Source organism: Stenotrophomonas sp. YJH_SMC_81, assembly GCF_059370875.1.
Window position 1 is genome coordinate 626,088 of record NZ_JCAFUB010000002.1, and the last position, 22,731, is coordinate 648,818.

The 22,731-nt window shown below is 67.4% G+C and carries 20 protein-coding genes; 14 read left to right on the forward strand and 6 right to left on the reverse strand.

Annotated features, from left to right (window positions below; genetic code table 11):
- Positions 1-6 precede the first annotated feature (6 nt).
- From AC5P8U_RS06380 to tkt, 10 genes are all read left to right on the forward strand, one after another.
- A complete protein-coding gene (locus tag AC5P8U_RS06380; RefSeq protein ID WP_061479337.1) occupies positions 7-1,977 on the forward strand; it encodes a type IV pilus secretin PilQ in 1,971 nt (656 codons plus the stop codon).
- Positions 1,978-2,150: 173 nt separating this feature from the next.
- Positions 2,151-3,176, forward strand: a complete 1,026-nt coding sequence (locus tag AC5P8U_RS06385) for an AAA family ATPase (RefSeq protein ID WP_005418911.1) — start codon at positions 2,151-2,153, stop codon at positions 3,174-3,176.
- An 8-nt stretch (positions 3,177-3,184) separates the two neighbouring features.
- Entirely contained in the window at positions 3,185-4,114 is a 930-nt protein-coding gene (locus AC5P8U_RS06390; RefSeq protein ID WP_088497529.1) for a DUF58 domain-containing protein, read from the forward strand.
- On the forward strand, positions 4,111-4,560 hold the full coding sequence (locus tag AC5P8U_RS06395; protein WP_088497530.1) for a DUF4381 family protein: 450 nt from the start codon (positions 4,111-4,113) through the stop codon (positions 4,558-4,560). Before AC5P8U_RS06390 ends, AC5P8U_RS06395 begins: the two co-directional genes overlap by 4 nt.
- Complete coding sequence (locus AC5P8U_RS06400) at positions 4,557-5,561, forward strand: vWA domain-containing protein (protein ID WP_088497531.1); 1,005 nt, start codon at positions 4,557-4,559, stop codon at positions 5,559-5,561. The genes AC5P8U_RS06395 and AC5P8U_RS06400 overlap by 4 nt, the downstream gene beginning before the upstream one ends.
- Entirely contained in the window at positions 5,558-7,381 is a 1,824-nt protein-coding gene (locus AC5P8U_RS06405) for a tetratricopeptide repeat protein (protein ID WP_188240647.1), read from the forward strand. Before AC5P8U_RS06400 ends, AC5P8U_RS06405 begins: the two co-directional genes overlap by 4 nt.
- A complete protein-coding gene (locus AC5P8U_RS06410) occupies positions 7,378-9,093 on the forward strand; it encodes a BatD family protein (protein WP_252745409.1) in 1,716 nt (571 codons plus the stop codon). The genes AC5P8U_RS06405 and AC5P8U_RS06410 overlap by 4 nt, the downstream gene beginning before the upstream one ends.
- Before the next feature lie 57 nt (positions 9,094-9,150).
- A complete protein-coding gene (locus tag AC5P8U_RS06415) occupies positions 9,151-10,470 on the forward strand; it encodes a dicarboxylate/amino acid:cation symporter (RefSeq protein WP_495214001.1) in 1,320 nt (439 codons plus the stop codon).
- 77 nt (positions 10,471-10,547) lie between these two features.
- Positions 10,548-10,970 (forward strand): hypothetical protein, encoded by a 423-nt coding sequence (locus AC5P8U_RS06420; RefSeq protein WP_227837915.1) that lies wholly within the window; start codon positions 10,548-10,550, stop codon positions 10,968-10,970.
- Between the two features lie 126 nt (positions 10,971-11,096).
- Positions 11,097-13,094 (forward strand): transketolase, encoded by a 1,998-nt coding sequence (gene tkt, locus AC5P8U_RS06425; protein WP_065179078.1) that lies wholly within the window; start codon positions 11,097-11,099, stop codon positions 13,092-13,094.
- Positions 13,095-13,212: 118 nt separating this feature from the next.
- Here the strand turns inward: tkt and ybiA are convergent, their stop codons facing one another.
- The 3 genes from ybiA to AC5P8U_RS06440 all read right to left on the reverse strand — a co-directional run bounded on the left by ybiA (position 13,213) and on the right by AC5P8U_RS06440 (position 16,368).
- A complete protein-coding gene (gene ybiA / locus AC5P8U_RS06430; RefSeq protein WP_495214003.1) occupies positions 13,213-13,761 on the reverse strand; it encodes a riboflavin biosynthesis intermediates N-glycosidase in 549 nt (182 codons plus the stop codon).
- Positions 13,762-13,823: 62 nt separating this feature from the next.
- Positions 13,824-15,776 (reverse strand): acetyl-CoA hydrolase/transferase C-terminal domain-containing protein, encoded by a 1,953-nt coding sequence (locus AC5P8U_RS06435; protein ID WP_088497532.1) that lies wholly within the window; start codon positions 15,774-15,776, stop codon positions 13,824-13,826.
- A gap of 34 nt (positions 15,777-15,810) precedes the next feature.
- On the reverse strand, positions 15,811-16,368 hold the full coding sequence (locus AC5P8U_RS06440; RefSeq protein WP_005418896.1) for a flavin reductase family protein: 558 nt from the start codon (positions 16,366-16,368) through the stop codon (positions 15,811-15,813).
- A 118-nt stretch (positions 16,369-16,486) separates the two neighbouring features.
- Here AC5P8U_RS06440 and AC5P8U_RS06445 point away from each other — a divergent pair, with 118 nt between their 5' ends.
- From AC5P8U_RS06445 to AC5P8U_RS06455, 3 genes are read left to right on the forward strand one after another with little or no spacing between them, the layout of a single operon-like run.
- Entirely contained in the window at positions 16,487-16,852 is a 366-nt protein-coding gene (locus AC5P8U_RS06445; protein WP_005418895.1) for a BlaI/MecI/CopY family transcriptional regulator, read from the forward strand.
- Positions 16,845-18,047, forward strand: coding sequence for a M56 family metallopeptidase (locus AC5P8U_RS06450; RefSeq protein ID WP_495214007.1), 1,203 nt, complete (start codon positions 16,845-16,847; stop codon positions 18,045-18,047). The genes AC5P8U_RS06445 and AC5P8U_RS06450 overlap by 8 nt, the downstream gene beginning before the upstream one ends.
- Positions 18,044-18,607: a hypothetical protein gene (locus AC5P8U_RS06455; RefSeq protein ID WP_069139291.1), complete on the forward strand. Its 564-nt coding sequence runs from the start codon at positions 18,044-18,046 to the stop codon at positions 18,605-18,607. The genes AC5P8U_RS06450 and AC5P8U_RS06455 overlap by 4 nt, the downstream gene beginning before the upstream one ends.
- A 53-nt stretch (positions 18,608-18,660) precedes the next feature.
- On the opposite strand, the gene AC5P8U_RS06460 is transcribed toward AC5P8U_RS06455, so the two are convergent.
- From AC5P8U_RS06460 to AC5P8U_RS06470, 3 genes are all read right to left on the reverse strand, one after another.
- The gene (locus AC5P8U_RS06460) at positions 18,661-19,461 is read right to left on the reverse strand and encodes an MBL fold metallo-hydrolase (protein WP_065179072.1); all 801 of its coding nucleotides are present in this window, start codon (positions 19,459-19,461) and stop codon (positions 18,661-18,663) included.
- Between the two features lie 11 nt (positions 19,462-19,472).
- Complete coding sequence (locus AC5P8U_RS06465) at positions 19,473-20,291, reverse strand: S1/P1 nuclease (RefSeq protein ID WP_072168477.1); 819 nt, start codon at positions 20,289-20,291, stop codon at positions 19,473-19,475.
- 558 nt (positions 20,292-20,849) lie between these two features.
- Positions 20,850-21,479 (reverse strand): OmpW/AlkL family protein, encoded by a 630-nt coding sequence (locus tag AC5P8U_RS06470; protein WP_049410595.1) that lies wholly within the window; start codon positions 21,477-21,479, stop codon positions 20,850-20,852.
- Positions 21,480-21,671: 192 nt separating this feature from the next.
- On the opposite strand from AC5P8U_RS06470, the gene gap reads away from it, so the two are divergent.
- The gene (gene gap, locus AC5P8U_RS06475) at positions 21,672-22,676 is read left to right on the forward strand and encodes a type I glyceraldehyde-3-phosphate dehydrogenase (protein ID WP_005418885.1); all 1,005 of its coding nucleotides are present in this window, start codon (positions 21,672-21,674) and stop codon (positions 22,674-22,676) included.
- Positions 22,677-22,731 lie beyond the last annotated feature (55 nt).

Here is a 22,731-nt window from a genome sequence, read left to right on the forward strand (position 1 = left end):
AGCACGATGACCTTTCACCAAGCCAAGGGGCTGCGTCCCATCCGGCGCTCTACCTTGAACCGTGTCAGCGCGCTGGGAGTCGCGCTGATGCTGGCCTGCGCTCCGGCGCTGGCTGCCGCACCGGCGGAAAAGCCGGTGGGCGCCACCGTGGCACCGGCCGCTGCGCCGGCAGGCCTGTCTGTGGCCAAGATCGATTTCAAGCGTGGCGATGACGGCGCCGGGCGCCTGATCGTGCAGTTCGACGGGCAGGGCGCGATCCCTGACCTGCGCACGCAGGGCAACAGCGTGGTGGTCGACGTCGGCAATGCCCGACTGCCGGCCAACCTGCAGAAGCCGATGAACGTCACCGACTTCGCCACGCCGGTACAGCGCATCGACGCCAAGCCGTCCGGTGCCGGCACCCAGCTGGTGCTGAGCACCGGCGGTGCAGTGGAGTCGCTGGCGTACCAGAGCGGCAATGAGTACGTGGTCGAGATCAGCCCGCGGCAGGCCCCGGCCGCCGTCGGCGCGGTCACTGCCGGCAGCGTCACCCAGGCGGCCAAGGCCGTCGGCCAGCGCGGTTTCACCGGCAAGCCGGTGACCTTCAACTTCCAGGACGTGCCGGTGCGCACCGTGCTGCAGTTGATCGCCGAGGAGTCCAACCTGAACGTGGTTGCGTCCGACTCGGTGCAGGGCAATGTGACCCTGCGCCTGGTCAATGTGCCGTGGGACCAGGCGCTGGACATCGTGCTGCGCGCGAAGGGCCTGGACAAGCGTCGCGACGGCAGCGTGATCTGGGTGGCGCCGCAGGCCGAACTGGCCAAGTTCGAGCAGGAGAAGGAAGACGCGCGCATCGCCATCGAGAACCGCGAAGACCTGCAGACCGACTACATCCAGATCAACTACCACAGCGCTACGCAGATCTTCAAAGCGCTGACCGAGGCCAAGGGCATCGGTGGCAGTGGTGGTGGTGGCAGCGGCGGTGGTTCGGGCAGCTCGTCGCAGGAAGACAGTGGCTTCCTGTCCTCGCGCGGCCGCATCGTGGCCGACGAGCGCACCAACACGCTGATGATCAGCGACATCCCGAAGAAGATCGCGCGCATGCGCGAGCTGATCAACGTGATCGACCGCCCGGTCGACCAGGTGCTGATCGAAAGCCGCATCGTCATCGCCACCGATACCTTCGCCCGCGAACTGGGTGCGAAGTTCGGTGTCAGCGGCAGCCGCGACAATGTCTATTTCAGCGGCAATCTTGAAGCCAACCGCTTGACCCGGGAATCGCAGGTCAAGTCCGCGCAGGACAACGCCAAGGCCGAGCGCGACTGGATCGCCGGTGGCCGCGTAGGCCCGGCTCCTGTCCCGGTGGGCTCGACCATCACCCGTGGCCTGAACTGGAACCTGCCGGTGGCTGCCGCCAGCAACCCGGGTTCGCTGGCACTGTCCATCCTCAATGCCGGGTACCTGCTGGACGTGGAGCTGTCGGCCATGCAGCAGGAGTCGCGAGGCGAGGTGATCTCCAACCCGCGCGTGGTCACCACCAACCAGCGCGAAGCGATGATCAAGCAGGGCAAGGAAATCGGCTACGTCACCATCAGCGGTGGTGGCGCTGGTGGCGTGGCGACGCCGAACGTCCAGTTCAAGGAAGTGGTGCTGGAGCTGAAGGTCACCCCGACCATCACCAACGACAACCGCGTGTTCCTCAACATGCAGGTGAAGAAGGACGAAGTCGACCAGCTGATCCAGCTGGAAGGCTACGGCACCGTGCCGTCGATCAACCGCCGCGAAGTCAATACCGCGGTGCTGGTCGAGGACGGGCAGACCGTGGTGATCGGTGGCGTCTACGAATTCACCGATCGCAACAGCATCAGCAAGGTGCCGTTCCTGGGCGACGTGCCGTTCCTGGGCAACCTGTTCAAGAAGCGCGGCCGCAACAAGGACAAGGCCGAACTGCTGGTGTTCGTCACCCCGAAGGTGCTGCGCGTGGCCAAGCAGAACTGAGCCATCGCTCCGAAGTCTTCGAAGAAGGGCCGCCCTGTGCGGCCCTTCCTCGTTTCCGCCGGTAGATCCACGCCCTGCGTGGATGCGCTGTTCAGCCGTCCTTGATGCCAATCGCAAGGCACCCTGCGATGATGTGGGGAACCCGTGCCGTCCTGCGCCGGTCAAAGGCCCCCATGAACCTGCCACCGCCGATGCCCGAAACTGTCTCGCCGCCGCCCGCGCCGGCAACCTCCCGCCTGCATGCGGCATTCACCCAGCTGCGCGATGCGTTGTCGACCGAGATCGTCGGCCAGGCGGCCCTGGTCGAACGCCTGCTGATCGCGTTGCTGGCCGACGGCCACCTGCTGGTGGAGGGCGCGCCGGGCCTGGCCAAGACCACGGCGATCCGTGCACTGGCCTCGCGCCTGGAAGCAGACTTTGCCCGCGTGCAGTTCACGCCCGACCTGCTGCCGGCCGACCTCACCGGCACCGAGATCTGGCGCCCCCAGGAGGGCCGCTTCGAGTTCGTGCCTGGCCCGATCTTCCACCCGATCCTGCTGGCCGACGAGATCAACCGTGCGCCGGCCAAGGTGCAGTCGGCGCTGCTGGAAGCCATGGGCGAGCGCCAGGTCACGGTTGGCCGCCATACCTATGCGCTGCCGCCGCTGTTCCTGGTGATGGCCACGCAGAACCCGATCGAGCAGGAAGGTACCTTCCCGCTGCCGGAAGCGCAGCTGGACCGCTTCCTGATGCATGTGCGCATCGGTTACCCGGACCAGGCCGCCGAATCGGAGATCCTGCGGCTGGCCCGTGAGCGTGCCCGTGGCGCATTGGGTGAGGCCGCGCCGGCGCCGGACAAGATGCCGATGCAGGACGTGTTCGACGCCCGCCGCGAAGTGCTGGACCTGCACATGGCACCGGCACTGGAGCGCTACCTGATCGAACTGGTGCTGGCCTCGCGCGATCCATCGCGCTACGACGCCGGCCTCGGCCGCCGCATCGCATGGGGGGCAAGCCCGCGCGGATCCATCGCACTGGAGCGCTGTGCCCGTGCGCGCGCCTGGCTGGCCGGCCGCGACTTCGTCACCCCCGATGACGTGCGTGCGGTGGCCGCTGATGTGCTGCGCCATCGCGTGCTGCCCAGCTATGAAGCCACCGCCGAAGGCTGGGACGGCGAGCGCCTGGTGCAGGAGCTGCTGGCCCGGGTGCCGGCACCCTGAGCCTGCGCATGACCGATCGATCCCTGGAACAGGCACCGTCTGCGCTCGAAGGTGACGGGCTGCGCCCGCAGCTGGCCGAACTGGTCGCGCTGCGTCGGCTGGCACAGCGTCCGCCGCCGCCGCGCCGTGGCCGCACCGGCAACGCGGGCCAGGCACCATCCCCGCTGCGCGGCCGCGGCATGGAGTACGCCGAGTCGCGCGAATACGTGGCCGGCGACGACGCGCGCCACATCGATTGGCGCGTGACGGCGCGCACCGGCCGCGCCCATACCAAACTGTTCCAGGCCGAGCGTGAGCGGGTCAGCCTGATCGTGGCCGACACGTCGCCGGCGCTGTACTTCGGTACCCGCGTGCGCTTCAAATCGGTGCAGGCCGCACGCGCGGGTGCTGTCGCCGCGTGGTCGGCGCAGCGCCGTGGCGACCGCGTGGGCGCATTGCGTGGCAGCGACCGCGAAGCGCCGATCACCCCCGCAGGTGGGCCACGCGGAGTGCTGCGCGTGCTCGACGCGCTGACCCGCTGGTACGCACAGCCGCCGGCCGATGATCTGGGCCTGGAGCGCGCGCTGGATCATGCCGGCCGCGTGCTGCGCCCAGGCGCGCGCATGCTGGTGCTGGCCGATCCGCAGCAGGCCATCCGCATTCCGCCCGCGCGCTGGAGCGCGCTGGCCCAGCATCACGACCTCAGCCTGGTGCTGCTGGTCGATCCACTGGAGCTGCGGCCACCGTCGGCGGCGTTGCAGTTCCAGACCGCGCAGCAGCGCATCGGTCTCGACCTGCGCCGCAGCGAAGTGCAGGCGCACTGGCAGGCGCATTTTGTCGAGCCGCTGCAGGAGCTGCGGCGCCAGCTCGGCGCACGCCGCGTCGACGTGCAGGTGCTGTCCTCCGATGCGTCCAGCGACGCTTGGCTGGCGCCGTCGCCGACCGAGGTGCCGGCATGAGCGCCGCGCTGCCGTTGCGCGATGTGCAGCTGCCGCCGGCACCGTCATGGTGGCCGCCAGCCCCCGGTTACCTGATGATCGGCGCGGTGGTCGTGCTGGTGCTGCTGGTGACCGCCGTGGTGATGTGGCGACGTCGCCGCCGTCGCGAGCGCTGGTTGCAGCTGTTCGATCAGGAACTGGCAACCGCCCCCGACGCTGCGGCCGAACTGGCGGCCATCGCCGGACTGCTGCGCCGTGCCGCACGCCATGCACGGCCGGGCAGTGAATCGCTGCGCGATGACGCCTGGTGGCAACGCCTCGACCCGCAGCGCACGCTGGCCGATGACCACCGCAGCCTGTTGGCCGAAGGCGCCTATCGCCCGCGCGTCGACAACCGCGATGTGGCGGCCATACGCAGCTGGGCCCGCGAACGCTATCTGGCGATGCTGCTGGAGCGCCGCCGATGAACCTGCTGGCAAGTTACTGGCCATGGCCGGACCTGCAGCTGGCGTGGCCGTTGGCCCTGCTGGCCCTCCCGATGCCGCTGCTGATGCGCTGGTGGAAGCGCCGTGCAGCGCCGGGTGCTGCACTACGCGTCCCCTACGCTGCCGCCGAGCTGGAAGCGCTGTCCGGTGGTGGCCGCGTCGACGTGTCGTGGCTGCGCACGCTGCTGCTGTGGCTGGGGTGGTGTGCACTGTGCATCGCGCTGGCGCGACCGCAGCAGCTGGGCGACGCCATCACGCCCCCGCAGGAGGGCCGACAGATGATGTTGGCGATGGACGTGTCCGGAAGCATGGGCGAGGGCGACATGGTGCTGGGCGACCAGGCGGTCGATCGCCTGACCGCAGCCAAGGCCGTGCTTGCCGACTTCCTGGATCGTCGTGCGGGCGACCGCGTCGGCCTGCTGATCTTCGGCGACCGCGCCTACACACTCACGCCGCTGACTGCGGACCTGGCCAGCGTGCGCGACCAGCTGCGCGACAGCGTGGTCGGCCTGGCCGGGCGCGAGACCGCCATCGGGGATGCCATCGGCCTGGCGGTCAAGCGCCTGCGTACCCAGCCGGAGGGACAGCGCGTGCTGATCCTGCTGACCGATGGTGTCAGCAATGCCGGTGTGCTGGAACCGCTGCGCGCCGCGGAAGTGGCGCGCGCCGAGGGCGTGCGCATCCACACGGTCGCATTTGGCGGCGATGGCAGCATGCGGTTGTTCGGCATTCCGATTTCCACCGACCAGGATCCGGTCGATGAGGCCACCCTGAAGAAGATCGCCAGCATGACCGGTGGCCAGTTCTTCCGCGCGCGTGATACCGCGCAGCTGGCCGGCATCTATGCCGAGCTTGATCGCCTGGAGCCAGTGGCCGCAAAGGGCCCGAGCCTGCGCCCTCGCGAGGAACGCTATGCGTGGCCGTTGGGCCTGGCATTGCTGCTGGGCGCATTGGCCTGGCTGTGGCCGGAGCGTCGCCGATGATCGCGTTTGCTTCGAATCTTCCCGACTGGAACGCGCTGCACTTCCTGCGGCCCGAGTGGTTGTGGGCACTGCTGGCGCTGCCGCTGATCATCGCGTTGGTGCTGTACCGGCAACGGCGCAGTGATGCGTGGCGGCAGGCGGTGGATGCACATCTGTTGCCACATCTGCTGGCCGCCGGCGCGAAGCGTCGTGTGCGCCTGCCATGGGCGCTGCTGCTGGGCTGGACACTGGCATCGCTGGCGATGGCCGGGCCGAGCTGGCGGCAGCAGGCGCAGCCGATGTTCCAGGCCAGCGCACCGCTGCTGGTGGTACTGGACCTGTCCAGCCGGATCAGCGCAACCGATCTGCCACCGTCGCGCCTGCTGCAGGCGCGCGCGAAAGTGGGCCAGCTGCTGCGCGCGCGCCAGGGCGGGCAGGTGGGCCTGGTGGTGTATGCCGATGATGCCTACACCGTGGCGCCGCTGACCGACGACGGCAGCAACGTCGCGCTGTATCTGGATGCGCTGTCGCCGGACGTGATGCCGCGCGATGGCCAGCGTGCCGACCGCGGCATCGACTGGGCAACACGGCTGATGCGGCAGATTGGTGCGCTGCAGGGGCAGATCCTGCTGGTCAGCGACCAGGCGGATGGTGAAGCTGCACTGGCGGCAGCGCAGGCACGCAGCCTGGGCCTGCAGGTGTCGGTGCTGGGCCTGGGCACGCCTGCCGGTGCGGCCTACCGCGATGGCAGCGGGCAGATCCGCCAGGCTGCGCTGGATGAGGGCAGCCTGCGCGCGGTGGCCACTGCAGGCGGCGGCCGCTATGCACGCATCTCCGCCGATGACAGCGATCTGCGTGCGCTCGGTGTACTCGACGCGCGCGAAGGCACGGCGGCGCAGCGGCCGGGCGAAGGCAAGCAGTGGCGTGACGAAGGCTTCTGGCTGCTGCCGCCGGTGATGCTGCTGGCATTGCTGGCCTTCCGCCGTCGTGCGCTGCTGGCGGCGGTGCTCGCGGTCGGCCTCGTGCCATGGATGAATGACGCGCAGGCGCAGGCACCTGCGACGCAGGCCTCGCAACCCGCGCAGGGCACGCTGTGGAAGCGTAGCGACCAGGCGCAGCATCAGCGCCTGGCCGAGGGGGTCCAGGCTTACCGCAACGGCGACTTCACCACTGCACGCAAACGCTTCGAAGGCATCGACAACGATGCCGGTTGGTACAACCTGGGCAACACGCTGGCACGCGAAGGCAACTACGACGAAGCGATCGCCGCCTACGACCGCGCGCTGGCGTTGCATCCCGGCATGGCCGATGCGGTCGCCAACCGTGCCGTGGTCGATGCCGCGCGCAAGCGCAGGCAGTCCGGTGGCAAAGGCCAGGATCAGCAGAAGCCACCGCAGAGCGGGCAGCAGAAGCAGCAGAACGATGCCCCGGGCCAGCAGAACCCGCAGGGCCAGAAGCCGCAGCAGGGACAGCAGAATCCCGGCCAGGGCCAGCAGGGGCAGCCCAAGGCGGGTGACGACAAGAACCCGTCGAGCCCGCAGCCCGGCGAGCGCGGCCGCGATGGCCAGCAGGCGCCACCACAGGTGGAGGATGCCAAGGCACAGGCCCAGGCTGATGAGCAGCAGCGCCAGCGCATGCAGCAGGCGATGCAGCAGGCACGCGAAGGCGAGGCTGGCAAGGACGGCAAACCCGTACCGGGGGCTGAGGGCCGCACGCCGCGCGAGCGCGAGGAGCAACAGGCGGTGGAAGCGTGGATGCGGCGCGTGCCGGATGATCCGGGCGCGTTGCTGCGGGCCAAGTTCCAGCTGGAAAACGAACGCAGGAAGAGGGAAGGGCGATGACGCGGGCGATCAACATGCACGGGCACTGGTCACGGCCGGTACTGGCGGCGCTGTTGCTGTGGCTGCCGCTGCTGGCCTGGGCGCAGCCACGCGCCTGGCTGGATCGCGACCGCATCGCGATGGGTGATACGGTCACCCTCAATGTCGAGAGCGATCAGGGCGCTCCCGACTTCACGCCATTGCGCACCGACTTCGACCTGAGCGGCCAGACCAGCAGCCGCCAGGTGGAATGGAGCAATGGCAGCATGCAGCAGCGCAACCTGTATGGCGTGGCGCTGACCCCCCGGCGCAGCGGTGCGCTGGTGGTACCGGGCCTGCAGGTGGGCAGTGCGCGAACCGCGCCGCTGACGCTGCAGGTCGATGCGGCCGCCGTGGCCGGACCTGACAGCAATGCGATGGCCTTCATCGAGACCGTTGTCGATGACGATACGCCGTACGTGCAGCAGAGCGTGGGCGTGGTGGTGCGCTTGTATTTCGCCTCGCAGCTGGCCTCCGGCGAGCTGGTGCTGGACACCCCGGCGGGCGCGTCGTTGCAGCGGGTGGGCGATGACCGCACCGACGTACGCCAGGTCAACGGGCGCCGCTACAACGTGGTCGAACGACGTTTCCTGCTGATCCCCGAGCGCAGCGGCGCGTTGCGGCTGTCCGGTGCGCGTTTCAGCGGGCGCAGCGCCGGAGGTTTCTTCGATGACTTCTTCGGGGGCGGCGATGGCCGCATGAATGCCACCGGCGCAGACCGCACGTTGCAGGTGCAGGCACAGCCGGCACAGGCGCCGCAGCCGTGGTTGCCCCTGCAGAGCCTGCAGCTGCGCTACACCAGCGCGCCCACCAGTGCCCGTACCGGCGAGGCAGCCAACGTGGTGGTCGAAGCGGTTGCCGAAGGCGCGACCCGAGCACAGTTCACCGACCTGCCGGTGCCGGATGTCGGCGCCAACGCGCAGGTGTTCGCCGAACCGGCACAGTACGAAGAGACCTTCAACGGCAGCACGCCGCGCCTGAAGATCACCCGCCGCTATTCGATCGTGCCGCGCCAGCCGGGTTCGCTGGTGGTGCCGGGACCACGCCTGCCCTGGTGGGATGTGCGCAACGGCAAGGCACAGGAAGCGAAGCTGCCGGACCTGACGCTGGCCGTTGCGGCCGGTACCGGCGCCGCCACTGCCTCGCCGGCAGCGCTGCCACCGATCGACACCGCTGCCGCGCTGCCCGGCAGCGATGGACAGGATGCGCGTATCGCCGCGACCGATCCACGCGCCAGCGGCCTGTCCGAGCGACCGTGGCCATGGATGGCGGCGGCCATTGGCCTGGCGCTGCTGTGGCTGCTGACCCTGTTGTGGGGCTGGCAGCGAGGCCGACGCCCGCGTGTGGCGGCGCCTGCAGCCGGCACGCCCTCTGTGCCGACCGTAGTGAGCGGACGCGCGGGCCTGGCCGAACTGCGCCGTGCGCTGGATGGTGAAGGCTTCGACCAGGTGGAGGCACGGCTGTGTGCGATGGCCGGCGTGAAACGCATCGAGCAGGTCATCGCCCGGCTGGATGACCCGGCCCAGCGCCAGGTGTTGCTGGACCTGCAGCAGGCGCGCTGGGGCGGGCAGGGCGAACTGGCCCCGTTGCGCGCGCGCCTGCGTGAGGTCTTCCGTGACGGACCGCACTGGTCGGCGGCAACCGGCGCCGCCGACACTGGCCTGGCGCCGCTGTATCCAACGCGGCGAACCTGAACCGGCGCCGCTTGCGCGCTTTGTTAGAGTGCATTCATTTTTCGAGGAAACCCGCGCATGACAGCAGCTGCTGCCGACAACAAGAAGTTGCCCCTGCATTGGAAGATGGGCATCGGCTTTGCGATCGGCCTGATCCTGGGACTGATCGTGCACGCCCTGGGCGGCAGCGTCGATGGCCTGCAGGCCGGTGCCAAGTGGGTCATGGACTACGTCACCACCCCGGCGTCGGGCCTGTTCCTGAACCTGATCTTCATGCTGATCGTGCCGCTGATCTTCTCGGCGCTGATCATGGGCGTGTCGGAGATGGGCGACATCCGCGCCCTGGGCCGCATCGGCTGGAAAACCCTGGCCTATACCGTGCTGCTGTCCGGCATTGCCGTGGGCATCGGCCTGGTGCTGGTCAACCTGCTCAAGCCGGGCGTCGGCGTGGATCCGCAGGTCGCCGCGATGATGCTGTCGGAGAACGCCGAGCGCAGCAAGGAAATCGTCGCTGGCATCCATGGCACGCCGAAGGGCATGGACATGCTGCTGTCGATCGTGCCGAGCAATGTGCTGCAGGCCGCGTCGGACAATGGCGCGATCCTGTCGCTGATGTTCTTCGCGCTGATGTTCGGCATCGGCATGGTGCTGACCGACAATGAGAAGGTCGCCCCGTTGCGCCGCGCCATCGAAGGCGTGTTCGAAATCTCGATGACCCTGATCAACCTGGTCATCCGCCTGGCCCCCTATGCAGTGGCCTGCTTCATGTTCAATCTGGCCGCGCTGTTCGGCTTCGAGCTGATCATCCGCCTGGGCGCGTACGTGGGCGTGGTGGTGCTGGCGCTCGGCCTGCACATGGTCGTGACCTACGGTACTGCCGTATGGCTGTCCGGCCGCTCGCCGCTGTCGTTCTTCCGCGATACCCAGGAAGCGACGGTGATGGCGTTCTCCACCGCCTCCAGCAACGCGACCCTGCCGACCGCACTGCGCGTGGCGGACCAGATGGGCCTGCCGCAGCGCGTGTCGCGCTTCGTGCTGACCGTGGGTGCCACCGCCAACCAGAACGGCACCGCCCTGTTCGAGGGCGTGACGGTGATCTTCCTGGCCCAGTTCTTCGGCGTGGACCTGAGCATTGGCCAGCAGGTCATGGTGATGGCGGTCTGCATCCTTGGCGGCATCGGCACGGCGGGCGTGCCTTCGGGCTCGCTGCCGGTGGTGGCGATGATCTGCGCGATGGTCGGTGTGAACCCGCTGGGCATTGGCCTGATCCTGGGCGTGAACCACTTCCTGGACATGTGCCGTACCGCCCTGAACGTGACCGGCGACCTGGCCCTGACCACGTTGGTGGCCAAGGGCGAGTCCCATGACGGACCGGCGCTGGGCGCGCCCCTCGATTGAACGCGCCCTGAATGCCATGGATACTATCCCGACGCATGGAAGGCGTCGGGATTGGCGCCGTGCGAAAGGGAGCAGAAATGAGGATTTCGTACGTGATGGTCGCCGCCCTGGGCCTGCTGGCTTTCGACGCCAGTGCCCAGAAGGCCTGTGAAACCAACTACACCAAGACCGGCAGCTTCTTCGCCGGGCGCACCTTCACCACCTGGGACGTGGTGCCCAACGTTACCCCGGCCGACGCTCTCAAGCGTATCCAGATCGAGGGCGTGAAGTCGGGCCTGAAGGTGGCCAGCGTGGACAAGGACCTGGGCATGCTGACCCTGGAACAGAACGTCCAGTTCAATGGTGGCCAGACCACCCTGCCGTGGAACGTGCTGGTTGAAGCCGAGGGCAAGGGTTCCAAGATCACCGTGACCAAGACCACCCCGGCCACCTACGCCACTGGCGAGGACTTCCAGAAGAAGTCGATGTGTGGCGTGATCGAGGCTGCCGCGCCCAAGTAAGGGGTTGGCGGGACCAGATCCCTTTCACTGGCAAGGGATCTGGTCCTACGCCTGAACCCGGCCCCGCGTCTGTGGGACAATAGGCCGCCCGCACGTCCGCGGCCGCCTCCCGATTCCGACAGAACCATGACGCAGCCTACCCGTCGCCAGTTGGCCAACGCCATCCGCTTCCTCGCCGCCGATGCGGTTGAAACCGCAAAGTCCGGCCACCCCGGCATGCCCATGGGCATGGCCGACATCGCCGAAGTCCTCTGGAACGACTACCTCCGCCATAACCCGAGCAACCCGCACTGGTTCAACCGCGACCGTTTCGTGCTGTCCAACGGCCACGGTTCGATGCTGCAGTACGCGCTGCTGCACCTGAGCGGTTACGACCTGCCGATCGAGCAGCTCAAGCTGTTCCGCCAGCTGGGCAGCCACACCGCCGGCCACCCGGAGCGCCACGAGACCCCGGGCGTGGAAACCACCACCGGCCCGCTGGGACAGGGTTTCGCCAATGCCGTGGGCTTCGCCCTGGCCGAGAAGCTGCTGGCACAGCGCTTCAACCGCCCGGAGCTGGAAGTGGTCGACCACCGCACCTGGGTGTTCATGGGTGATGGCTGCCTGATGGAAGGCGTGTCGCACGAAGCGGCCTCGCTGGCCGGCACCTGGGGCCTGCACAAGCTGGTCTGCTTCTGGGACAACAACCACATCTCCATCGACGGCAACGTCGAGGGCTGGTTCACCGACAACACCCCGGAACGTTTCGAGGCCTATGGCTGGAACGTGATCCGCGATGTTGACGGCCACGACCCGGAAAGCATCAAGGCCGGCATCGAGGCCGCGCTGTCGCAGAGCGACAAGCCGACCCTGATCTGCTGCCGCACCACCATCGGCTTCGGTTCGCCGAACAAGGCGGGCAAGGAATCCAGCCACGGTGCTCCGCTGGGCAAGGACGAGCTGGAAGCCACCCGCAAGCAGCTGGGCTGGGAATACGGCCCGTTCGAGATCCCGCAGGCGATCTACGACGGCTGGCGCGCCAATGGCGCCGGCACGCTGCGCCAGGCCGAGTGGGAACAGCTGTTCGACAAGTACGCCAGCCAGTATCCGGCGGAGGCGGCTGAGCTGACCCGCCGCTCGCATGGCGAGCTGCCGGCCGACTTCGTTGCCAAGGCCGATGCCTACATCGCCCAGGTGGCCGCCGAGGGCCCGACGATCGCCTCGCGCAAGGCCTCGCAGCTGGCCATCGAAGCCTATGCGCCGCTGCTGCCGGAAATCGTCGGTGGCTCGGCCGACCTGGCGCACTCCAACCTGACCCTGTGGAAGGGCAGCAGGTCGGTCGCCAGCGACGACGCCAACGCCAACTACGTGTACTACGGCGTGCGCGAGTTCGGCATGACCGCCATCGCCAATGGCCTGGCCCTGCACGGTGGCTTCATTCCGTTCGACGCCACCTTCCTGGTGTTCAGCGATTACGCCCGCAACGGCGTGCGCATGAGCGCGCTGATTCCGGCCCACGCCATCCACGTCTATACCCACGACTCGATCGGCCTGGGCGAAGACGGCCCGACCCACCAGCCGGTGGAGCACCTGGCCTCGCTGCGCTACATCCCGAACAACGACGTGTGGCGCCCGTGCGATGCGGTCGAGTCGGCCGTGAGCTGGAAGGCCGCGATCACCCGCCAGGACGGCCCGAGCTGCCTGGTGTTCAGCCGCCAGAACCTGCCGCACCAGCCGCGCAGCGCCGAGCAGATCAAGCAGATCGAGCGCGGCGGTTACGTGCTGGCCGATGCCGCCGGTACCCCGGACGTGATCCTGATCGCCACCGGTTCGGAAGTCTCGCTGGCTACCGAAGCCAAGGCCCAGCTGGATGCGGCCGGTATCAAGACCCGCGTGGTCTCGATGCCGTCCACCGACGTGTTCCTGCGCCAGGATGCGGCCTACCGTGAATCGGTGCTGCCGAACGCGGTGCGCAAGCGCGTGGCCGTGGAAGCTGGCGTCACCGGTTTCTGGCGCCAGTTCGTAGGCCTGGACGGTGCCGTGATCGGTATCGACACCTTCGGCGCTTCGGCCCCGGCCGACCAGCTGTACAAGCACTTCGGCATCACCACGGCGCACGTGGTGGAAGCTGCCAAGGCGCTGTAAGCGGCGACATGGAGTGATGAAGGAAAGGCCGGCGCAAGCCGGCCTTTCTCTTTTTCTTCTGTGGGGCAAAACGAATCGGTCGTCTTGCCAGTAGATCCACGCCGTGCGTGGATGAGCGTTACATCGCGTCGCGCACGTCCATCAGCGCAAACCCCAGCAGGTTCAATCCGCGCCACTGCGCCGGGTTATGCGCGTCGGCGTGGTCCTTGGCCAGGCCGATGCCCCAGATGAAATCCACCGGGCTGGCTTCTACCAGCACCCAACCCGCAGTGGCGCGCAGGAAGGCGCCCAGTTCCGGGTTCTGGCTGAACTTGGCGCGGTTGCCGGCCACCACCAGGTCGTAGCGCGCCTGTACCCAGCGCGCTTCATCGAAGCCTCCGATCTGGCGGCCCAGCGCCTTTGCCTTGTCCGGTGTGGCGCTGGCGATGATCTTGTCGAGCAGCGCGCTGGCGCCGAACAACTGCGCCTTGCCGGCCATCATGTAGTGCTCGGCGGTGCGGTAGTGCACGCCATCAATGTCGAAGCCGGCGTCATACCACTGGCTGAAGCAGGACGCAGACACACCGCTGCGCGGCGGCTGGTGGCCCCAGAAACACAGATAGCGCAGGTCTTCGCCTGCGGCCTGGCGTTGCTGCAGGTCGTGCAGGAAACGGGAATCGTCGCTCATAGGCATACGATAGCGCGTTGGGCACCACGCATCCGCCGGGCACGGCCCGGCGCTGCCCCTGCCTACGCGGTGCGCGCCAGCGCCAGCCGCAGCAGCCGCGCGTCCAGGCGTTCGGCGAAGTCTTTCGGTGCCTGCAGGCCCATGCGCTGCAGGTACACGGCATCGCCGTCGCCGGCCGGTTGCCGCAGCGCTGCCCAGACGGTGCGCAGCTTGTCGCTGCGGGTCTGCGTGTTGGCCTTCAGCCACGCCAGCGCTTTGACCAGCACCTGCTCGATCTCGTTGAAATCGCTGCCCAGCGGGTAGTCCGGCAGGCTGCCATCGGCGCGGAATGGTGCCAGTGCCGCCGCCAGCGCCTGGGGCGTGTTGCGCTGCAGGCGCTGCGGGTCGGGCTGGGACGCCGCCAGCAGCTTGCGCGAGGCCTGTGCCTGCTGCAGCAGATCGCCCTGGAAGGGCGCTTCGGTAATTGCGGTCATCGCATGCACGCAGTCCTCGTCGGTCAGCCCGCGCAGATCGGCGATGCCGTACTCGTTGAGGTAGATGTCACGCAGGTGGCGAGGGATGGTGGTGTGGCCGTAGTTCCAGCGCACGTTCGATTTCCGGCGGCCCTTGTCATCGCGTGCGGCACGGAACATCAGCACGCTGCGCGCTTCCGGCAGCGCATGTGCCATCGCCACGAAGTTGTACTGGCCGCCCACGCCGGACACCACGCGTCCATCGTCCAGCGCATCCGATACGGCCGCGCCGAGCGCGGTAGCCATCATGCAGGAATTGAAGAAACGCGCATGGCGGCGCTGCAGGCGCTCCAGTGCCTCGTTACCGCCATACAGCTGGTTGATCTCGCTGATGCGGCGCATGCCGATCGCACGGCATTCGTCTTCCGGCAGCGTGCGCAGCCACTCGTAGAACTCCGGCGAGCCCAGGTAGAACGCGCCATGCAGGTACTCGCCTTCCGCGGCGAGGGTGGCGTGGTCGATCGACAACGTGCTGCCATTCTCGATGCGCTGCATCAGCGCCAGGTCGTCGTGCACCTTGCGCCTGATCACCCCGGTCTGCACCAGGCGGCGGAAGCCTTCATTGAGCATCTCGCTGCAGCCGTACAGGCCCACCTCGAATGGATCCACGCCGCCGATCTCCTGCACCAGCGGGTGGCTGACCAGCTGCGGATCCAGCGCGTGCAGCACGCGGCGGTAGCGCGCGTTGTCGGTGTGGCGCAGCACCAGCGCATGGCTGAGGGCATCGGCCAGCGTGCCGATGCCGATCTGCAGGGTGCCGCCATCGCGTACCAGGGTGCTGGCATACAGGCCGATGGCGTAGTCGGCATCGCCGACCGGCTGCCGCGGCAGCCCGAACAGCGCCGGGTACGGCGGAGGCGGAGTGATCACGAGATCGAAGAACGACACATCGACCGTCGCCGAGCCGCCCAGATAGGGCAGCTGCGGATCGATCTCGGCAATCAGCAACGGGCGTGGCAGGCCACGCGCGGTCATCGCATCGAGCGTGTCCTGGGTGATGTCGTTGTTGCACGACAGCGAAAGCCGACGGTCATTCGGCCGCATCGCCACCTTCTGCACGATCACCTGCGGCGCGCGCTGCGCGACCGCGTCGGCGGCATGGGTGTAGTTCAGGCTGGTATAGCTGGATTGCGCCTGCCGCGACCCGAGTAGGGCGCCGGACTGCATGTAGAACTCTTCCACCTGCACGTGCGCTGGCAACGCGTCGCGCGCGATCGCATCGGCATAGGCCAGGCGCGGGAAGTCGTCGCCGAAATGGCGTTGCGCGAACGGTGCCAGGAAGCGCGCCTCCAGGCCGTTGCCCCGCGCCTTCGGCGGGTTCAACGACAGCGCGGTATACAGCTGCAGCGGCCGCGAAGGATCATGTTCGACGCGTGCGTAGAGGGCATTGAGCAGCCGATGCGGCTTGCCCAGTGCCAGCGGTGCCCCGATCCGCAGCGGCCCGTCCACGCGCGCAAACAGCCAGTCGACGGCGGCGTCCAGGTCGGTGAGGTGTTCGGTCATGCGCGGCGGTCCTACGTGTGGGGGAGTGCGGGCATTACAGCATGTCGGGCTTGAACCGCCGTCGACGCGAGACTTCTGCGCCGGACACCATGAACTGCCCATCGCCGCGGTAATGCACCGTGCGCGGCAGTTTCGGCCGGGGCGCAACATGGGCGCGCACGATCTCCCAGATGAACAGATTGCTCGACGCCACCTGGCTGTCGTCGTACAACCGGCATTCGAAGTTCGAGTGGCACTGCCCGACCAGCGGCGCGCCGACCTCGCGCGCGGGCAGCGCATCGAGCCCGAAACGGGCGAACTTGTCGACCTCGCGGCCGCTGCAGTTGCCGATGTCCACCACGGTATCGAGCAGTTCCACGCCGGGTACGTTGATCACGCACTCGCCACTGCCGACGGCCAGTGCATGGCTGTGGTTTTCATTCCACAGGTAGGTGGCGACCAGTGACGGCGAGAAGCCCATCACCATGTGCCAGCCCATCGTCATCAGGTTGTGCTGGCCGCGCCAGGCGGTGCTGACCAGCACGATCGGGCCGGGTTCGAGGAAGCGGCGGGCCTGCTCGACCGGGAATTCCTTCTTGGGAAGCGCTTTCATCCGAGGCCTCGGCCGGGAGGGCTCGATGCTGGCGCAAAGCCGATGAATCCGGAGTCGAGGGGCTTGACAGCCGGTTCGATTACGCGCGTAATCGAGCTGTCGATTACGGATGTAAATCATGACCCCGATCAGCGAAGCCGAAGCCGTTGTGATGGAGGTGCTGTGGCATCAGGCACCGCGTAGTGCCGATGACGTGGTGGCCGCGCTGGCCCACCGCGACTGGGCCGAGCCGACCATCAAGACCCTGCTCAACCGCCTGCTGACCAAGGGCGCGATCGCCGCCGAGCGCGATGGCCGGCGCTATCTGTATCGCCCGCTGTTGCAGCGCCAGGTGTGGGTGGAGGCGCAGAGCCAGGACTTCATCGGCCGTGTCTTCGAAGGGCGCGTGGCGCCGCTGGTCGCGCACTTCAGCGAACGCGGCCAGTTGAGCGCACAGGACATCGCCGAACTGAAGAAGCTGATCCAGGAGCTGGACCATGACTGAGCTGCTCGGTGGACTGTGGCAGGCCAGCGTGTGGCTGGCTATGGGGGTGATCCTGCTGGCCGTGCTGCGACCGCTGCTGGTGTGGATGGGGGGCGCTGGACTGGCTTATCGCAGCTGGTGGTTGTTGCCGATGCTGTTGGTGACCTTGCTGCTGCCGTTGCCGCAGGCTGCGCTGTTGCAGCACGTGCCGACAGTGCTGCTGAAAGTCGAGCCAGGGGCCGTGGACGAACTGGCAGGGCCGTCGCTGCCATGGGCACCGCTGTTGCTGCTGGCATGGGCGCTGGGCATGGGCATCTGCCTGCTGCGCGACCTGCGCGCACAGCGTCGTTTCGAACGGCGCATGGGCCCGCTGAAGCCGCGCGCCGATGGCAGCTGGCAGGCCAGTGGTGACCCAGGCCTGCCAGCACTGGTTGGCCTGTGGCGGCCGCGAATCGTGGTTGGCCCGGACTTCGATCAACAGTTCAGCGCACAGGAACAGGGGCTGATCCTGCAGCACGAGCGCAGCCACCGCCGCAATGGCGATCACTGGGCCAATGGTGCGTTGCTGCTTATGCGTGCGGTGTTCTGGTTCCACCCGCTGGTGCTCTGGGCTGCACGCTGCTTCCTGCGCGACCAGGAACTGGCCTGCGATGCCCGCACCATCGCCGCGCAGCCTGCGCTGCGCGGGCTTTACGCCAGCACGCTGCTGAAGGCGCAGCTGGTCCACCCGGTTGCGCCAGCGGTCTGCCATTGGCGCAGCCAACCCGTGTTGAAGGAGCGTATCGCCATGTTGAAGCAGTCCAAGCGGAAGGCATTGCCGTGGGTATCGGGGCAGGTGCTGGTCGTCGGGTTGTGCCTGGGAATGGGCGCAGTAGCGTGGGCCAGCCAGGGCGATGCGATGGCTGGCCGCCCGGCAGCGGCGGTCATGGATCGGGAGATCCAGGTCGTCAAGATGCCACCGCCTTCCTATCCGAAATCCGCGGTCGAGGAGCGCCAGGTGGGCGTGGTGAACCTGCGCGTGGAAGTGGATGCCAGCGGCCAACCCACCGATGTCAGGGTGCTCAGTGCCACCAATCCGGGCGTGTTCGACGCGGTGTCGATCACCGCAGCGCGCAGCTGGACCTATCGGCCGGCGATGAAGAACGGCAAGCCGGTGGCAGGCGCAGTGAAGATTCCGATCACCTTTGCGATGGACAACATCGAGGACGCCCAGTGAAGTCCGCGCCGCTGCTCGTGGTGGCGGCGCTGATGATGGGGTGTGCGAGCCAGGAACGGCTGGCCACCGTGCACACCCGCAGCGAGAATGTCGGCCACCAGCGACTGCAGCCGCAGGCGGGCGGTGGCAGTGGGCAGTTGCAGGCGTATTCGCTGGGTGCGACCGAGGGCTACCGGATGCCGCAGTTGTACGCGGCACCGGACCCGGAGGTCGGCGATCGTGACCCGCGTGCGGAACTGGCGCCGACCACGATCTGCCTGCAGGTGGTGGTTGATGCCAACGGCGTCGTCGAGCGCAGCCTGCCATTGACCGATCGCCCGGAGTGCGCGGCAGGTGCTGCGGGCGAGAATGCGCCCCTGCTGCAGGCTGCGCAGGAGGCCGTGGCGATGTGGAAGTACTCGTCCGCAGCGGTCTGCCACTTCGCGGCTGGCAAGGTGCCTGCCGACCGCGGTGACTGCCGGGGCGCCGAACGGGTCGAGCCGGTGGCGGTCACCCTGCAGTACGCCTTCACCTTCGAGATCGTGAAGGGCCAGCATGTGGTGCGCACGCAGGGAAAATGAACGCTCGCGGTCCGTGATGGAAACCGATGGCGCCGGGCTCTGCCCGGCGTACGTCAGGCCCCTCCCTGGATGTTGGCCTTCACCGCCGGTTGCATCAGCTTCGGTTCTTCCAGCGTGGCATCGCGGGCCTGGCGCACGCTGACGAACTCTGCCTCGGCCACGCCGTCATGCACGTGGATGTTGTGCGCGCGCTGTTCGCCGATGGTGGTTTCGTTGGCGAAATCACGCCCGCCCGGGCCGTAGTCGTGGCAGACGAAAACCCGGGTGGTATCGGGCAGCGCCAGCAGGCGCTGGATCGAGCGATACAGCTGCGCGGCATCGCCACCCGGGAAATCGCAGCGTGCGGTGCCGCCGTCGGGCATGAACAGCGAATCGCCGGTGAACAGCGCATCGCCGATCAGGTAGGCGATGCTGTCGCTGGTGTGGCCGGGCACGGCGATCACTTGTCCTTGCAGCTCGCCAATGGCAAAGGTTTCGCCGTCGCTGAACAGGTGATCGAAGATCTCATCGGCGGCCGGAAGCTGCAGGCCATAGCGCGGCGCGAACGTGGCCTGCACCGCGCGGATGCCTTCACCGATGGCCAGCGTGGCGTGCGGGAAGCGCTGCTTGAGCCGGCGCCCGGCCGACACATGGTCCGCATGGGCATGGGTTTCCAGCAGCCAGCGCAGCTGAAGGTCCTGCTGTTCGATGGCCTGCAATGCCCCGCGCAGCGGTGATTCGCTGCTGGCGTCGGTGTCCGGGTCGTAGTCCAGGACCGGGTCGATCAGCGCCGCCTCACTGCTGGCCGGATCGCTGACCAGGTAGCTGAAGGTATTGCTGTCACGGTGGAAGAACGACTGCACCTGGACCGGCATCGGAATTCTCCTCAGCGCGTGCCTAGCACGCGATTCAGCAACTGCGCCAGGTTTTCACCGGCCAGTCGCAGCTGCGCTTCGGCCAGCGGCCGGTAGCGCTCGGTGTATTCGTCACCGATTTTATGCGACGCCGGATAAACGCCAGCTTGCATGGAGATGCGGCAGCTGGCCTCGGCCCAGGCCTGCGGGTCACGCTGCGGGTTGGACTGGCGCGCCAGCTTCGGCGCGCGCTGGCCCTGCAGCACGGGCAGATAGCCGGTGTCGTCGAGCTTGCGGGTGTTGAGCATGCCGCTGTCCCACAGCGAGTGCAGGTTGGTGCCGCGGTTGCCGAACTGCAGCTGGAAATCGTTGCCGCCCTTGTCATGGGCGTAACCGGCATGCATCGGCTGGTGGATGTCGCCGACCAGGTGCACGACGAACTTCAGTGCCTGCAGGCGCTCGCCATCGGTCAGGCTGCGGTCGCCCAGGATGGCGCTCTGTGCTTTCAGGGCCTCGACGATGCAGTTGCCGTTTTTGCAGTGCTTCGGTGCTTCGTAGTGGCAGTCGTCTTCGGCGATGTTGACGTAGTGCCAGCCGGCCGAACGACGGCCCAGGCTGGGGTCCTTGGCGCGCAGCTGGTCGGCCCACGGCGCGATGCTGGCCAGGGTGGCGTCCGCTTCGGTGGCCAGCAGGCGGTCCACTTCGGCGCGGGCGGTGGGGTTGAGGCGGGCGTCGGCGACTTCGGCGACAAGGCGGTGGCCTTGTGCGCCCCAGGCATGGGCGGGGGCGGAGACGGACAGCAGGGCCGGCGCCAGGGCGGCGGCGAGGAACAGGGAGTGCAGGGCTTTCATGCACACATTCTAGCGGGGTAGGTGGATTGAAGAGCGGCGCGTTCCTGTTCCGAAGTGGGAGCGCAGCGGGAGGGGCGGCGGGACACGCCGTGAATCCGTACCTGGAGGCTCGATGGCGCCATCCATGGCACCAACGGTCCCGCCGCCCCTCCCGCTGCGCTCCCCTCCAAACATGGCCGCGGAGGCAGATGGAAACGTCAAAGGCAGGATCAAAAACAAATGCGGGATCAGAATCGGCCTCCTGCAGTTGCAGGCAACCATTACGCTTCGAATGACCGGGCGTTGCTGCTGCTTTTGCTTGAGCTGGTACGCGCGCGCAGATGGGAAGGGTGGAGAGGGTGAGGTGAGCGGGACCGTTCGCCGCATGGATGCGGCGATCGAGCCTACAGGGACGTATTTACGGCGTGTCCCGATCACCTCACCCTCTCCGCCCAATTCCAGAAGCCGGTGCTTCTCGCACAAACAAAAAAGCCCCGGCAATCACCGGGGCAACATGCTGCGAGGGTTTCTGCGTGCAGCGGGGGAGCGGGGGCGAAGCCCCCGCAATCAACACACCGCTTAGAACTTGAAGACGTACGAAGCGCCGTAGACCAGCGGATCGATATTGACCGTGCCGATCTTCTCGCCGTTCAACTTCACCTTGCTGTCGATGTCGATCCAGCGCATGTCCACGCGCAGGGCGCCCTTCTCGCCGATCGCGAAGTCGATGCCCGCATGCGCGGCCAGGCCCCACGAATCCTGCAGCTTCAACTTGCTGCCGGCCAATGCACCGGTGGTGTCTTCGCTGAAGAAGGTGGTGTAGTTCACGCCCGCGCCAACGAACGGCGACACCTTGCCCTTGCTGTTGAAGTGGTACTGCAGGGTCACCACCGGCGGCAGCTGCTTGGTGCTGCCGACACGGCCCAGGCCGTTGATGTTGATGTCGTGCTTGAACGGCAGTGCGGCCAGCACTTCGATGCCCAGGTTGTCGGCGATGAAGTACTCGCCGGTGATGGTCGGCTTGACGTCGTTGTCGACGTCGACCTTCAGGGTGCCGCCGGCCAGCCAGCCGTTGTTCGACTTCGGCGCCACCTGGTGCACGCCAGCCGAAACGGTCCAGTCGCCCTTGGACTGGGCCATGGCCGGGGCGGCGGCGAGGGACAGGGCGGCGGCCAGGCTGGCCACGATCAGGGGGGAGGTCTTGCGCATGGGGGTGTTCTCGTTGCTGGGTGGATGGCGACAGTCTCGGCCTCACGCCGCGCTAACGCTTTGATCCGGATCAAATCCTGTCCGCCGACCTGCTGGCGGCCCGGCCTGGCCCACGGTGGCCAGCCACGGCCTGCTAGACTTGTGGGCCCTATCCATCCCGCCGCACCCGTCGCGGCTGCAGGAGCTTGAGAAATGGCAATCAAGGTTGGTATCAACGGTTTCGGTCGCATCGGGCGTAACGTCCTGCGCTCGGCGGTGCTGAACTTCGGCGACGACATCGAAATCGTGGCCATCAACGATCTGCTGGAGCCGGATTACCTGGCCTACATGCTCAAGTACGACTCCGTGCACGGCCGCTTCAAGGCCGATGTGGCGGTGCAGGGCAACGACCTGCTGGTCAACGGCAAGAAGATCCGCCTGACCCAGGAACGCGACCCGGCCAACCTGAAGTGGGACGAAGTCGGCGCCGACGTGGTGCTGGAAGCCACCGGCCTGTTCCTGACCAAGGAAACCGCGCAGAAGCACATCGATGCCGGCGCCAGGAAGGTCATCATGTCGGCCCCGTCGAAGGACGACACGCCGATGTTCGTGTTCGGCGTGAACGACAAGACCTACGCTGGCCAGGCAATCATCTCCAACGCCTCGTGCACCACCAACTGCCTGGCCCCGCTGGCCAAGGTCATCAATGACAAGTGGGGCATCAAGCGCGGCCTGATGACCACCGTGCATGCGGCCACCGCCACCCAGAAGACCGTCGATGGCCCGTCCAACAAGGACTGGCGCGGTGGCCGTGGCATCCTGGAAAACATCATTCCCTCGTCCACCGGTGCGGCCAAGGCCGTCGGCGTGGTCATCCCGGAACTGAACAAGAAGCTGACCGGCATGAGCTTCCGCGTCCCGACCTCGGACGTGTCGGTGGTCGACCTGACCGTCGAGCTGGAGAAGGAAGCCACCTACGCCGAGATCTGCGCTGAAGTGAAGGCACAGAGCGAAGGCGCGCTGAAGGGCATCCTGGGCTACACCGAAGACAAGGTGGTGGCCACCGATTTCCGCGGCGAGACCTGCACCTCGGTGTTCGACGCCGACGCCGGTATCGCCCTGGACGGCACCTTCGTCAAGCTGGTGACCTGGTACGACAACGAGTGGGGCTACTCCAACAAGTGCCTGGAAATGGCCAAGGTCATCGCCGCCAAGTAAGGCCGGTGTAGATCGAAGACGGACCCCGGCCTGGCCGGGGTTCGTCGTTTATGGG

Coding starts and splice junctions, on each gene's coding strand:
- AC5P8U_RS06380 (WP_061479337.1), top strand. CDS start 7: ATGACCTTTCACCAAGCCAAGGGGCTGCGTCCCATCCGGCGCTCTACC.
- AC5P8U_RS06385 (WP_005418911.1), top strand. CDS start 2,151: ATGAACCTGCCACCGCCGATGCCCGAAACTGTCTCGCCGCCGCCCGCG.
- AC5P8U_RS06390 (WP_088497529.1), top strand. CDS start 3,185: ATGACCGATCGATCCCTGGAACAGGCACCGTCTGCGCTCGAAGGTGAC.
- AC5P8U_RS06395 (WP_088497530.1), top strand. CDS start 4,111: ATGAGCGCCGCGCTGCCGTTGCGCGATGTGCAGCTGCCGCCGGCACCG.
- AC5P8U_RS06400 (WP_088497531.1), top strand. CDS start 4,557: ATGAACCTGCTGGCAAGTTACTGGCCATGGCCGGACCTGCAGCTGGCG.
- AC5P8U_RS06405 (WP_188240647.1), top strand. CDS start 5,558: ATGATCGCGTTTGCTTCGAATCTTCCCGACTGGAACGCGCTGCACTTC.
- AC5P8U_RS06410 (WP_252745409.1), top strand. CDS start 7,378: ATGACGCGGGCGATCAACATGCACGGGCACTGGTCACGGCCGGTACTG.
- AC5P8U_RS06415 (WP_495214001.1), top strand. CDS start 9,151: ATGACAGCAGCTGCTGCCGACAACAAGAAGTTGCCCCTGCATTGGAAG.
- AC5P8U_RS06420 (WP_227837915.1), top strand. CDS start 10,548: ATGAGGATTTCGTACGTGATGGTCGCCGCCCTGGGCCTGCTGGCTTTC.
- tkt (WP_065179078.1), top strand. CDS start 11,097: ATGACGCAGCCTACCCGTCGCCAGTTGGCCAACGCCATCCGCTTCCTC.
- ybiA (WP_495214003.1), bottom strand. CDS start 13,761: ATGAGCGACGATTCCCGTTTCCTGCACGACCTGCAGCAACGCCAGGCC.
- AC5P8U_RS06435 (WP_088497532.1), bottom strand. CDS start 15,776: ATGACCGAACACCTCACCGACCTGGACGCCGCCGTCGACTGGCTGTTT.
- AC5P8U_RS06440 (WP_005418896.1), bottom strand. CDS start 16,368: ATGAAAGCGCTTCCCAAGAAGGAATTCCCGGTCGAGCAGGCCCGCCGC.
- AC5P8U_RS06445 (WP_005418895.1), top strand. CDS start 16,487: ATGACCCCGATCAGCGAAGCCGAAGCCGTTGTGATGGAGGTGCTGTGG.
- AC5P8U_RS06450 (WP_495214007.1), top strand. CDS start 16,845: ATGACTGAGCTGCTCGGTGGACTGTGGCAGGCCAGCGTGTGGCTGGCT.
- AC5P8U_RS06460 (WP_065179072.1), bottom strand. CDS start 19,461: ATGCCGGTCCAGGTGCAGTCGTTCTTCCACCGTGACAGCAATACCTTC.
- AC5P8U_RS06465 (WP_072168477.1), bottom strand. CDS start 20,291: ATGAAAGCCCTGCACTCCCTGTTCCTCGCCGCCGCCCTGGCGCCGGCC.
- AC5P8U_RS06470 (WP_049410595.1), bottom strand. CDS start 21,479: ATGCGCAAGACCTCCCCCCTGATCGTGGCCAGCCTGGCCGCCGCCCTG.
- gap (WP_005418885.1), top strand. CDS start 21,672: ATGGCAATCAAGGTTGGTATCAACGGTTTCGGTCGCATCGGGCGTAAC.